This is a genomic window from Acinetobacter sp. Ac8, from assembly GCF_055392545.1.
In genome coordinates, this window is the sequence record NZ_AP043689.1 from 2404045 (window position 1) to 2416429 (window position 12385).

The 12385-nt window shown below is 38.6% G+C and carries 12 protein-coding genes; 5 read left to right on the plus strand and 7 right to left on the minus strand.

Annotated features, from left to right (window positions below):
- Positions 1-61: 61 nt before the first annotated feature.
- The 4 genes from ACZ5QH_RS11290 to ACZ5QH_RS11305 all read right to left on the minus strand — a co-directional run bounded on the left by ACZ5QH_RS11290 (position 62) and on the right by ACZ5QH_RS11305 (position 3168).
- On the minus strand, positions 62-1114 hold the full coding sequence (locus ACZ5QH_RS11290; RefSeq protein WP_034613144.1) for a TerY-C metal binding domain-containing protein: 1053 nt from the start codon (positions 1112-1114) through the stop codon (positions 62-64).
- A 103-nt stretch (positions 1115-1217) separates the two neighbouring features.
- Entirely contained in the window at positions 1218-1853 is a 636-nt protein-coding gene (locus ACZ5QH_RS11295) for a vWA domain-containing protein (protein WP_303576061.1), read from the minus strand.
- 14 nt (positions 1854-1867) lie between these two features.
- Positions 1868-2512, minus strand: coding sequence for a TerD family protein (locus ACZ5QH_RS11300; protein WP_151801410.1), 645 nt, complete (start codon positions 2510-2512; stop codon positions 1868-1870).
- A gap of 17 nt (positions 2513-2529) precedes the next feature.
- A complete protein-coding gene (locus tag ACZ5QH_RS11305) occupies positions 2530-3168 on the minus strand; it encodes a vWA domain-containing protein (RefSeq protein WP_034613146.1) in 639 nt (212 codons plus the stop codon).
- A gap of 276 nt (positions 3169-3444) precedes the next feature.
- On the opposite strand from ACZ5QH_RS11305, the gene yddG reads away from it, so the two are divergent.
- Positions 3445-4371 carry an aromatic amino acid DMT transporter YddG gene (gene yddG / locus ACZ5QH_RS11310; protein ID WP_303576060.1) on the plus strand — a complete coding sequence of 309 codons (927 nt, stop codon included), beginning with the start codon at positions 3445-3447 and terminating at the stop codon, positions 4369-4371.
- 174 nt (positions 4372-4545) lie between these two features.
- Here yddG and ACZ5QH_RS11315 read toward each other — a convergent pair whose 3' ends face one another.
- Genes ACZ5QH_RS11315 through ACZ5QH_RS11325 form a run of 3 tightly spaced genes read right to left on the minus strand, consistent with a single transcriptional unit; the run spans position 4546 to position 8719 of the window.
- A complete protein-coding gene (locus tag ACZ5QH_RS11315; protein ID WP_303576059.1) occupies positions 4546-5946 on the minus strand; it encodes an aminotransferase in 1401 nt (466 codons plus the stop codon).
- Between the two features lie 28 nt (positions 5947-5974).
- Positions 5975-7378, minus strand: coding sequence for an APC family permease (locus ACZ5QH_RS11320; RefSeq protein WP_303576058.1), 1404 nt, complete (start codon positions 7376-7378; stop codon positions 5975-5977).
- Positions 7379-7429: 51 nt separating this feature from the next.
- Positions 7430-8719, minus strand: coding sequence for a flavin-containing monooxygenase (locus tag ACZ5QH_RS11325; protein ID WP_303576057.1), 1290 nt, complete (start codon positions 8717-8719; stop codon positions 7430-7432).
- A gap of 391 nt (positions 8720-9110) precedes the next feature.
- On the opposite strand from ACZ5QH_RS11325, the gene ACZ5QH_RS11330 reads away from it, so the two are divergent.
- The 4 genes from ACZ5QH_RS11330 to argE are packed head-to-tail and all read left to right on the plus strand — an operon-like array spanning position 9111 to position 12377.
- The gene (locus ACZ5QH_RS11330; protein ID WP_004821640.1) at positions 9111-9524 is read left to right on the plus strand and encodes a RidA family protein; all 414 of its coding nucleotides are present in this window, start codon (positions 9111-9113) and stop codon (positions 9522-9524) included.
- 24 nt (positions 9525-9548) lie between these two features.
- Positions 9549-10220, plus strand: coding sequence for a DUF1028 domain-containing protein (locus ACZ5QH_RS11335; protein WP_303576056.1), 672 nt, complete (start codon positions 9549-9551; stop codon positions 10218-10220).
- Between the two features lie 35 nt (positions 10221-10255).
- Entirely contained in the window at positions 10256-11242 is a 987-nt protein-coding gene (locus tag ACZ5QH_RS11340; RefSeq protein ID WP_224963512.1) for a LysR family transcriptional regulator, read from the plus strand.
- Positions 11235-12377 carry an acetylornithine deacetylase gene (gene argE / locus ACZ5QH_RS11345; RefSeq protein ID WP_303576055.1) on the plus strand — a complete coding sequence of 381 codons (1143 nt, stop codon included), beginning with the start codon at positions 11235-11237 and terminating at the stop codon, positions 12375-12377. Before ACZ5QH_RS11340 ends, argE begins: the two co-directional genes overlap by 8 nt.
- The last annotated feature ends 8 nt before the right edge of the window (positions 12378-12385 follow it).

Here is a 12385-nt window from a genome sequence, read left to right on the forward strand (position 1 = left end):
TTTTAATATTGTTCAATGCAGCAATGCTTTAATAATGTATCAACACATCAACCGATAAAGCCTAACCTTGCCCACGGGTTAAATCAAAATCTCCATCACCAGAAGAAAAACTGATTTGTCGACGACACCACGGGCAAACCACAGATTCCCGATAGCCGTCATAACACATCAAATTACCGCATCCACATACCGCAAAAGCGGTCTCAGAAAAACAATGTGGACATTCAGGGAAACCATCGAGTTCAGCCGTATTGATCTGCTTATTGGATGCATTATGATCTGACCAAGTAAAATACTCCTCAGATATCGCACTACAGGTATCTAACTTAAAATTATAGATATTGATGTTTAAATCAGCTGGGCCTTTGTACTGTAAATTACGTATATATTTGATGATATAAGGTTTATTCATCTTTTGGCAGCGACCGACAAATATCGCACAATGATCATCAGCTTTATTTTTTTGCAGGGATAATGCATCTTTTGCCAAACGCATATAACGCTCATCAATCGGCAACAGGTCATCTTTTTGTTGATGGCTACCAATACTGATACTTTGTGACACTACAGAGGCTGTGATCCACTTACACAAACCTTTGACATATTCTTGATTGATCTGATCAATTGAAATGGTATTTTCAGTAATCTTACTCAGTACAGAAAAATCAACATCTGCACCTAGACCAATGGCGACGACAGTCGCTTTATGCGCATATTTAGCATTCCAACGTTGAATTGCCTGATCATATTCATCGGTTGGACGACCATCGGTAAATATATAGACCATTGGCTTCCAGTCGCCTTTGACTTCACTGGTGGTTTTCATCACATAACGATCAATTTCCTGACCCAAATGATCTAAAGCTTTACCCAAATGTGTCCCACCACCCAAGGGCAAATTAAAATGATTAAAGGCAAATAACTCAGTTAAAGGGACCAATGTTCTGACAATCCCTGCATATGCAATCACTGAAACATATACAGTTTCAAGTGCATAAGGATCTTTTCTTAAACTGCTTAAAATAAATTCCACACCCTCTTGAACAGATTCAAGCGGCTGCCCGACCATTGATTCAGAACAATCAAGAACAAAAAATACCGGTAAACGGCGCATAACTTCACCTACATTATTTTTATCATATTATTCAAATAGCTAAATCAAACAGATAAGCGCTGATCTGTTTGATTTAGCATTTGTATCGTCACATCATATTCAGTTATAAAACCAGCTGAATTTCGGCGGGTGGTGGTGGTAAAGAAATTGAATTGGATACTCCTGCACTACTGCTACCAGCGACCACACTTGCAGAAACCCACTTAAAGAAGCTAGCAAAACTATTTGAGTCCATGGTGTCTAACACAACCACTTGATCCGTCAGTTGCAACAAGGATTCAGTTTTCGCTTTTGGTCCTGCAGCACAAGCGACAATCGTGGCAAAATTAAGCTGTTTAATTGTGGGAACGATTTGCTGATAAGCATAGACATCTGAGGGTGAACCATCTGTCATCAAAAACAATAACGGGCGCCAATCGCCTTTAACATCATTGCTACTTTTCTGCACATTCTGTTGTACTTCTTGTGCCAGTAATTCCAATGCTGCACCCATAAATGTTGCACCCACATTCGGCACATCTAGATCGGGAATTTGAACTTGATCCAAAGGGGTAAGCGGTAAATAAACTTTTGCTTCAATATCAAAGGTGATCACACTTAAATACACGCTTTCAAGCGCATAAGGATCTTGCCTTAATGCACTAAGCATCGACTGCAAGCCCACATTCACCGAGTGAATTGGCTCTCCACGCATAGAGCCAGATGTATCTAATAAAATATATACAGGTAAACGGCGCATTATATTCTCATTTTTTAACTATATTTTTTTAACCATTCCACGAAATTATCCGCGGGTGATGCATTACCGACCGCATTAAATTTCCAGCCACTATTTTCTCTGACCAGTTCAGCAAATAATAATGAACGTTGTTGATCATATTGACCGATACCTGATAAATCAAAACGCACCATTTCTTTGCCAGTACCATCGACAGCACGAATAAAGGCATTTTTCACCTGACCAAAATGCTGATTATTTTTTGCACCATTGTAAATTTGCACAATAAAAACAATCTTGTGATATTCAGCTGCCAAGCTATTTAATTTGACAATAATTTGCTCATCATCGCCATCACCAGCACCTGTACGGTTATCTCCAGTCAGCCAGATTTGTCCTGAACGATGTTTTAAATTATTAAAAAAGATAACATCACTATTTTCGAGTGTGGCTTGACCTGCGGCATTCCAGCCTAGATCTTTTACTTTTCCACTGGCATCACATAAAAATGCCACCACATCTAGATCGTGTTCTTCGCTCTTTGCACCTGAAAATAATCCGCCTAAAAAGCCTTTCTTTTGCTCAGTGATATCCCAACCGAGTCCAATCGTCACTCGTTCTAAATCATGTTTAGATTTTTCAAGGCTGAGTCCTTGACCTTTCGCCAATGTAATTGCCATGCTGTTTTCCTTTATTTTTATAGAACCACATTTACTTCAGGTGGTGGTGGTGGAAGATCATTTAAGCCTGTGACTTCTTTTTGACCTGCATCTACTTTTTGGCTTCCCGTAGAAATACTTGCAGAAACCCATTTAAAGAAGGCTTTAATGGTATTTGAATCTGCGGTTGCAAGTTCTACCACAACTTCTGTAATTTGTTTGAGAATACTGCTATCTGCATTATGTCCCGCAGCACAAGCAATAATCATCCCTGTCTTGGCTTGTTTTAGTTTTGCAAACCCTTTAGTCCAATCATCCGTTGGTGCACCATCTGTCATAATAAAAACTAAGGGTTTCCAGTCACCACGGGTATCAGGTGTGGTTTTTTGCACTTCCTGATCAATTTTATCTGCCAGTAATCCAAGTGCTTCGCCCAACTGTGTAGTCCCCGTTGCCTGTAATTGAGGGGGTTGAAACATCGCAATTTCAGTTAAGGGAATCAGTTGTTTGGCTTGAGTATCAAAAGTAATAATAGATAAATAGGCTGTTTCAAGCGCATAAGGATCTTGTCTGAGTGAAGAAACCAGTATTTCAACACCATTTTTAACGGCTTCAATCGGTTCACCATGCATCGAACCTGAGGTATCTAATAATAAATATACGGGTAATCTTCTCATTTGTTTATCTCTGTTGAATGTCTCGTTAATTTTTAATCTTTATGCATATGTTTATATAAAAAATTGAACTAAAAACAAAGCTTTTTTATCATTTTTAATACTTAATTTTTTCCTCAAATATCAAATTTTGCTTAAATCCTCCGTTTTTGAATTGAGCTTATCCTGACATATTATTTGTTTTATGCTGAGTGATATTTTAAAAATAATCGCAGAATTCTAAGCTATAATTGTTTTATTACTTACCTTAATCTGAATCCTCAGATTTTAAAGCCCAATATGTCAAAAAATCTCGCAACCCTGATTGGTTTAAGTGCCATTTTACAATGGTCTTCCATTGTCGGTTTATTGAAAAAAATTAGTTTTAGTTTGGGCGCTGAGTTGGCTGTGCTACTGATGTATACACTAAGCACGTGTATTTTATTAATATTTTTTAAAATCCCAAATTTAAAATTAATTTCAAAAAAATATCTGATTTTTTCTACCTTATTGTTTGTTATTTATGAATTATGTTTTTCTTATGCCATTGCACTAGCACAAACCGCCCAACAAGCCATAGAAGTTAGCCTGGTCAATTACCTGTGGCCGGGCTTAACTGTTGCGATGCTGATCCTCTTTAAAGAAATTAAATTTAATGTCTTTGTTATTGTCGGTTTAGCCATCAGCTTAAGTGGAATTATTTTGATTCAAACCGGACAAGGTGCTTTAACATGGTCTAATATTTTATCCAATATTCTCGAAAATCCAATCAGTTATATTTTGGCATTTGTTGGTGCAACGCTGTGGTCTTTATATTGTGTCATTACCAAAAAATATAGTGATGGGCATAATCCAATTTCATTTTTCTTTGTGGCGATCAGTATAGTGTTGTGGACTAAATACTTGTGGTCACATGGGTTGAGTCTAAATGCAATTCCAGAAGTTGAACTTACAACAATAGGATTATTAGGCATTGTTTCAGTGGTGATGGCCTTGGGCTATGCCGCTTGGAATATTGGCATTATCAAAGGCAATATTACGATTTTGGTGACTTTATCTTATTTTAGTCCAGTCATCTCAACTTTGATTTCAATGTTTATCTTACAAACCAATCTACCATCAGAGTTTTGGTATGGCGTGATCTTGGTGACTTCAGGCTCTTTAGTGTGTTGGATTTCGACAAATTGGCAACAATTAAAAGACAAGCTATTCAGTGTGTTAAATTAAATGCTTGCCGATCTGCAAGCATTTTTAAATAAATACCATCCAAGCAATCATTCAACAGCTTAAGCTGTATTTAATCCATATTGAATGATCAACTCAGTAAATGGCCCCGCTACTTTTGATTCAGTTTAGGGGCCATAAATCGCTTAACTTGTTTGCTTAGAGTTATCTGCAAGTTTAACTAGACAAATAACCTTCACGTTTAAGATCCGCCGTGGTACTCAGAATCGCTTTACGTAATGTGGTCACGATAAAGTCTACATGTTGTTTATTTAAAATTAAGGGTGGCGACATAATATTCATATGGCCAACTGGACGAATAATTAACCCATCTTTCTGGCAATAATCGGCAATTCGAGAACCTACATTGACTGAACTTGGGAAAAGTTCCTTGGTTTTCTTATTGGCTAAGTTTTCAATACACATCATAAACTTCTTACCACGAACCTCACCGACAATGTCTAAGTCAACCAATGTGTGTAATTGATCTTCAAAATATTGGCCTACATCATTGACATGTTGCAGTAAATTTTCACGTTCGATAATTTCAATATTTTTTAATGCCGCTGCACAAGAAACTGGATGACCTGAATAGGTAAATCCATGGGTAAATAACGCTCCATCCGCCTGAGGTTTGCCAATTACTTTAGCGATATCATCAGATATAATGGTTGCACCTAAGGGTAAGTAACCTGAAGATAAGCCTTTGGCACAAGTAATAATATCTGGAACGATATCAAACTCGGATTCTGAAGCAAAAAAGTGCCCTAAGCGTCCAAACGCAGTCACAACTTCATCGGACACATATAAAACCCCATATTTATGACACACTTCAAGGGCTTTTTTATGATAGCCCGGTGGAGGTACAATAACACCGCCTGCACCCATGATCGGTTCTGCAAAAAATGCAGCGACATTTTCTGGGCCCAGTTCCAAAATTTTATTTTCTAACTCTTGTACCTTTTCATTGCAAAAATCTTCTAAGCTTTGACCTTCCGCTCTACGGTATGGATTTGGGCATGAAATCTGGTGGACCAATTCACGATCAATATCAAAACCAATATGGTCGAACTCAACACCAGTTAATGACATACTGATATAGGTACTGCCATGGTAGCCATCTTTGCGCGAGATTAATTTTTTCTTGCTTGGTTGACCAAGTTGATTGAAATAAAAGTGAATGAGTCGTACCGCAGTATCATTGGCAACTGAACCTCCACAACCAAACAGTACATGATTCAAATTTCCAGGCGCTAATTCAGCCAGTTTTGCAGATAATTTTGCAGCGGGGATCGAAGTATGGTGACCAAATGCAGAATAATAAGTAATTTGCATAATTTGTTCTGAAATGGCATCGGCAATTTCTTGCCGCCCATAACCGACATTGACGCACCATAAACCACCAATACCATCCAAATATTTATTACCTTCAGCATCAAAAACATAACACCCTTCACCGTGTGCAAGAATCATGGCGCCTTCATCTTTAAAGGTTGCAAAGTCAGTCCATGGATGAATATGGTGATCTTTATCTTTTTTCCAAACTTCTGTAATTTCTGTTGTTGATAACTGCTTCATAAGATAACTCCTTGTTAAAATTCTGCTTTTATTTGGTCAAACTTTCGATGGATTCTGGTTGAAAGAGTTGTCTTTTCATCACCAATTTGATCCAAAGAATACTGATGATTGTGGTAAAACCAATCACGATTCCGACCCAGGTAAATATTTTGACTCTCAAATCTGGGGTAGGCACAGCATAGAAAATCGTAAGTACCATCCCGATAATGCCAATGATTTGCAGGAATGGATAAAATGGTGCTTTATAAGGTCTTGCCATCTGTGGGTAGCGTTTACGCAATACAATCACGTTGATATGTGCAATCACATAAGCGATCAACCAAGAGATACATGCTGCTGTTAACAGAACTTTAATCACATCGGTTTCACTCTGTGAAAACAACATCGGTATCATGATGATGACGGCAACAAATACAACGCCCACCCAAGGCACATTATTTTTCTGATTGACTCGGGCAAAAATTGATAACACTTGTTTATTGCTCGCCATGCCCTGCAACATACGTGGTAAGGCAGCTAAAGTCGCATTTAAGGTACTTAAGGTAGCAAATAGAGCACCAATCGCAATAAAGAGTAAGCCTGTCGGGCCAAATACCGCCGTAGCATATTCAATATGTGGGGTCAAAGAATTAACCAAGTGTTCTTGGGGTAAGAAATACAGTGCACCAACGCCATATAAAGAAATGGTGATAAAAATCGTAGTTAAACCGATATACATCGATCTTGGAATATTTTTACTGGGATTTTTGGATTCTTCGATCATCGGAACAACAAACTCGACCCCGACAAATCCCCAAAAAGCCAACGCAACCAGTGCCACGGTATTTGTATCAAAAGTAATTGTATAATCAACCACTTGTGTATGTGGGTAAACCCAACCGCTGATTGCAAATATACCGAGCAAAAGCAATAAAACCACCATGACAAAAGCCACGGCATTTTGAACTTTGGAGAAGATATCAATTTTCAGCAGATTTAAACCAACTGAAATAAATAAAATCAGAAAACCTATACCAAAATAGGGAACATCCAGCTTAAATATTTTTTTGATCACATCATCGATTAAAATCAGTTCTGCTGAAACAGCAAACATTGCCACCAAAATATAACCACAAAATACCGAAAGCATCGCGGGTAAATGCCCTGTTGCGACTAGACTATAATCACTGATACTGCCACTTTTAGGGATTAATAATGCCAACTCTGCAAAAGAGGTCGCATAGCTCAGCGCTAAAAAGAATCCGATAATCAGCGGAATAAAGAAACTTATTCCGCTTAAGCCAAATCCTTGCAAAATAATCACCATCACACCTTGTGATAGTACTAAACCAACTGCAATGGCGATCAAATTAAACAAAGTTAACTTTTTTGCATTCACCTGTTTTGCCTGATCGATTAAACGACTTCCTTGCTTATAGTTTTTTCCTGTCATGTGCTCCTCCCTCCTAGAGTGGGCATTAAACCTTGAAATTTAAAACTTATTTCATGCAGTTTTTTCTTCTTTATTGATTAAATTTCTTTGAGTTTTATCTTGATACTTTAAATACTGACGTTGAATATCAATGTGGCCTGCCACGCGTTTTGCATCATGCCAAACGCCCCAAATAAAGCTTGAACCACGCCCAGATAAATAAGGTAGACCAATAAAATAAATACCGGGTTCTGTTGAGACACCAAGCTTATGGTTGGGCCGCCCATTTGCATCAAAAGCATTGACTTCTAACCAACTATGATCAAAACCAAAGCCAGAGGCCCAAATAGTTGAAGTGATCCCTGCTTGGGCTAAATTAAGCTCTAAAATAGGCTGTTGAATGCATTCAGCATCATCTAAAATAATCCGAGCTTCTGGTTCCTCAGGTAAATCTATACCTGTACGCTGAACATAGGCATCCGCAGCATCTAAAAACTCAAAATACGCTTTATCACCATCGGCTAATGACTGTTGCAAATCATTTTGAAAACGAACCCGCTCAGCTTCAAATTGCATCGTCATCCCCAGTAAAGTGATGCCTTGTTGTGCGAGACGTCTAAAATCAATGGAATGCCCACCATGTGCACCGCTCACAGCCAAACCTTTCAACGGTCCTGTATCGTTTTTAACACTATCCCATCCACCCAACACCCCGAGCCACCAAACATTATCGCGTTGACGATAAACACGTGGTGGACGTTCATGCGCTCCCACAGACAAATAGACTTTTTTACCAGCACGATTTAATTCATCTGCGATTTGAATACCTGAAGAACCAGCACCCACTACTAAAACAGCACCCTCAGGGATTTGTTGTGGATTTTTATATTGGTCTGAATGGATTTGGTATAAACCCGTTTGCTGAGGCGCAATCGAAGGAATAATGGCTTTTTGAAAAGGCCCTGTTGCTACAACGACACGTTGTGCTATTAAAGTGCCTTTAGAGGTTTCAACAACAAAACCCGCAGCTTGCGCATTTGCTTGGACCTTTTTAACTTCAACATTGCTATAAATCGGTGCATTAAAGCGCTTGGCATATTTTTCAAAGTATTCAGCAACTTGGTCATGATGTACAAAACTATCTGGATCAAGATCAAATTCCATATTGGGAAAGCGATCGTGCCAACAAGGTCCATTCGCTACCAAAGAATCCCAACGGCGTGTACGCCAAGCTTCTGCAATACGGTTTTTTTCTAGTACTACATGTGGAATTTTAAGCTCTGTCAGGTGCTCACTCATCGCGACTCCAGCTTGACCAGCACCAACCACAACGGTATCTATTTCTAATTTATCTAAACTCATCTTTTTTCCCTTGTCAGATCGAGGAACGTCCTTGCAACAACAACTCTTTTGCTGAATAGACATTTACCAACTACAGCTAATCACATGTGTTTGCTGCAGATTTCTTGTTCAAAAAATGAAATATCAAAGCTGCACAAAACATGATTTAAGAAAAATATAGGGAGCCCAGCAGCAAAGCGAAAATAGAATATCCAAAACAAGTGCATCAAAAAATCTGAAGCCATATGCTAAATATATGAAATTAATAGGAAATATATACCAAGCTATAATTCTTTTTAAATTATTCTTATTACTACGGAAAAAGTAAATTACTAGAAAGGAAAACACAAATTGTGAGTGCTCACGAAGTAAGCATACTAGAGAAACATCATAATTAACTGAGGATTGAGCTGTGAAGCATACCCGTATTCGTACATTTAATACCAAGAAAACTTATCCAGAGCAGAATTTAGACAATGATCTTTGCCAAGCTGTGGTTGCACGTGGACAAACTGTTTTTCTTCGCGGTCAAATTGGACAAAATCTGGATACATCAGAAAGTGTTGCGATAGGTGATGTCAAGGGTCAAACCGAACAGGCGATGTACAACATTGACATGCTACTCAAAGAAGCTGGGGGAGAATTGGCAGATATTTGTAAAATTACCATATATATCGTTGATCCACGCTTCCGTGAAGATGTCTATGGTGTTGTCGGTAAATGGCTCAAAGGGGTTTACCCTGTCTCAACGGGTATCGTTGTCTCCGCTTTGGCACGTCCAGAATGGCTTGTCGAAGTTGATGCAATTGCCGTTATTCCAGACTAAAAACCATCAAGATGTGAGGGAAATATGACATTTTCAATTATTGCGAGATGTAGTGAAACAGGACAGTTCGGTGCAGCAATTAGTTCCTCCTCTCCAGCCGTTGCATCAAGATGTATACGTGCCAAAGCTGGGATTGGTGTTGCAGCAAGTCAAAATATAACTGATCCTCAATTGGCCAGCATTTTACTTGAAATGACCAAATATAATATATCGCCTAAAAATGCGATTACAGAATTAACTAAAAATACCGATTTTATTGAATACCGCCAATTAACTTTACTTGACGCCGTGAATGAGCCTTTTGCCTATAGTGGAGCAAATAGCTTAGGGATTTATACACAACATATAGGGAAACATGCCGTATGTGCGGGTAATTTACTTGCAAATGAGAATGTTACTCATGTTATGCTCAAACACTTCGAACAAAGTAAAGGCACGTTAGCTGAGCGTTTACTTTATGCATTAGACGCTGGAAAACAGGCTGGTGGAGAAGCAGGAGCAGTACATTCTGCTGGTCTTTTGGTTGTTGACAAATTGGAATGGCCGATTGTTGACTTACGCGTGGACTGGTCAGATCAACCCATTTCCGACCTTATCGCACTATGGCAGATATATGAACCGCAAATTGATGATTATGTTTTAAGAGCTTTAAACCCGATCAATGCTCGCAGCTATGGTGTTCCAGGAAATGAATAAATTTTTCGAGGGTATACAATGGAGGTGTATCCAAAGTGTTAAATCGAATTTCTTTAAGACAAATGGAATACTTTGTTGCAACAGCTGAATGTGGCAGCATCATTATCGCTTCGGAGAAGATACATGTATCCTCTCCGTCTATTTCTGCCGCAATCGCACATATTGAATCAGAATTACAAACCCAATTATTTATTCGCCAACATGCCAAAGGCTTAATCCTCAACACTGTTGGTAAAAGTGTGATGTTGGAATGTAAGAAGATCTTAAACCAAGCTTCAAGTTTATATTCTCTTGCGGCAGAATTTTCAGGCTCCATACGTGGGCCGTTAAAAGTAGGTTGCTTCCCTGCTTTTACCCCGATGATCTATGCCGATATCATCAATGGATTTTCCAACTTATATAAGCAAGTTTCTTTAGACCTTTACGAAGATGATCAACAAGCACTTCTAAATGCGCTTATACGTAATGATATTGATCTTGCTTTAACTTACGATCTCAATATTGATGAAAATATTATTCATTTTGAAGCTTTAACGAAATTGCCGCCTCATGTATTGGTCAGTGAGGAGCACCCTTTAGCAATATTGCCTGTTGTAAGCTTAGAAGAACTTTCACAGTACCCGATGATTCTTTTAGACATGCCCTTTAGCAATGAATATTTCTTATCATTATTTAGAGCTCAAAATCTTACGCCCAATGTTGTGCGTTCTTCAAAAAATATCGATGTCGTTCGTTCAATGGTTGCCAATAATATTGGCTACACGATTTTGAATGTTCGCCCGAAAAACACCTATAGCCTTGATGGTAAACGTCTGGTCCGTATTCGTATTGCGCATGAACATCGCCCGATGTATATCGGCATTGCAACACCGAAAAATGTACCCAAAAATATTGTTGTCGAAGCGTTCATTAGTCGTTGTAAAAGCTTTATCTCTGATCACTTTATTTCGGGCATGAGCTCGCCGCATTTCTACGATCCCTATATAAAAGTCCAAACACAAAAGGATTCCTCAGATGTCTAATCTGTCGAGTATTCAATTACTTAAAAAACTTGTTGCATTTGATACAACGTCCTACAAAAGTAATTTAGAACTGATTATGTTCGTCAAAAACTTACTTGAACCTGCGGGAATCAGTATCACTTTAAATTTTAATCCAGAACAGACCAAAGCCAACTTATTGGCAAGTATTGGTCCTAAAGACCAAGCTGGTATATTGCTCTCTGGACATACCGATGTGGTTCCAGTTGAAGGACAAGCGTGGAGCACCGAACCTTTCCATGCTGTAATCAAAGACGATAAAATTTTTGGTCGTGGTACAGCTGATATGAAAGGCTTTATCGCCTGCGCGATACAGGCCATGTTAAAAGCAGCACAAATGCCAGAATTGGCTAAACCACTGCACCTGTGTCTTTCCTATGATGAGGAAATTGGCTGTATTGGTGTACGCGGAATTCTTGGCCTACTCTCTGAATTAATTATTCAACCAGAGCTTTGTGTGATTGGTGAACCTACCAGTATGAATATTGCCACAGGCCATAAAGGTAAAGCAGTATTTAAAGCAATTTGTCGTGGACAAGAAGGTCACTCCGCTTTAGCCCCGTTATATGTCAATGCGATTTATTGTGCTCAAAATGTTGTTGAGGCAATTACTACGACACAAAAACAGATTGCAGAAGGTCTAATTGTCGATATGGACTACGATGTGCCTTATACCACTGTACATGTCGGGAAAATACAAGGCGGTAAAGCTTTAAATATCGTTCCCAATGAATGTGTTTTAGATTATGAGATTCGTAATGTTGCAGAACAAGATACGGAGTCAGTTCAAGCGAAAATTTTTGAATATATCGAGCAAAGCCCTTATGCAAAATTTGTCAGTTTTCAGGAAATTAACCAATACCCCGGACTAAATACCTCAACTACTATTCAAGCGGTCAAATTTTTACAAAACCTCCTTGATCCAGCAACTGCATTACAGAAGATTTCATTTGGTACAGAGGGTGGATTATTTCATCAACAATTAAATTCTGCAGTACTCGTTTGTGGACCTGGTTCTATTCAAGTTGCGCATAAACCAGACGAATATATTGAAATCTCACAGATGCAACAATGTGATGCATTTTTTGAACGCCTGCTCAGTCATATTAAGCGTTAAGATGCGGC

Coding starts and splice junctions, on each gene's coding strand:
- ACZ5QH_RS11290 (WP_034613144.1), bottom strand. CDS start 1,114: ATGCGCCGTTTACCGGTATTTTTTGTTCTTGATTGTTCTGAATCAATG.
- ACZ5QH_RS11295 (WP_303576061.1), bottom strand. CDS start 1,853: ATGCGCCGTTTACCTGTATATATTTTATTAGATACATCTGGCTCTATG.
- ACZ5QH_RS11300 (WP_151801410.1), bottom strand. CDS start 2,512: ATGGCAATTACATTGGCGAAAGGTCAAGGACTCAGCCTTGAAAAATCT.
- ACZ5QH_RS11305 (WP_034613146.1), bottom strand. CDS start 3,168: ATGAGAAGATTACCCGTATATTTATTATTAGATACCTCAGGTTCGATG.
- yddG (WP_303576060.1), top strand. CDS start 3,445: ATGTCAAAAAATCTCGCAACCCTGATTGGTTTAAGTGCCATTTTACAA.
- ACZ5QH_RS11315 (WP_303576059.1), bottom strand. CDS start 5,946: ATGAAGCAGTTATCAACAACAGAAATTACAGAAGTTTGGAAAAAAGAT.
- ACZ5QH_RS11320 (WP_303576058.1), bottom strand. CDS start 7,378: ATGACAGGAAAAAACTATAAGCAAGGAAGTCGTTTAATCGATCAGGCA.
- ACZ5QH_RS11325 (WP_303576057.1), bottom strand. CDS start 8,719: ATGAGTTTAGATAAATTAGAAATAGATACCGTTGTGGTTGGTGCTGGT.
- ACZ5QH_RS11335 (WP_303576056.1), top strand. CDS start 9,549: ATGACATTTTCAATTATTGCGAGATGTAGTGAAACAGGACAGTTCGGT.
- argE (WP_303576055.1), top strand. CDS start 11,235: ATGTCTAATCTGTCGAGTATTCAATTACTTAAAAAACTTGTTGCATTT.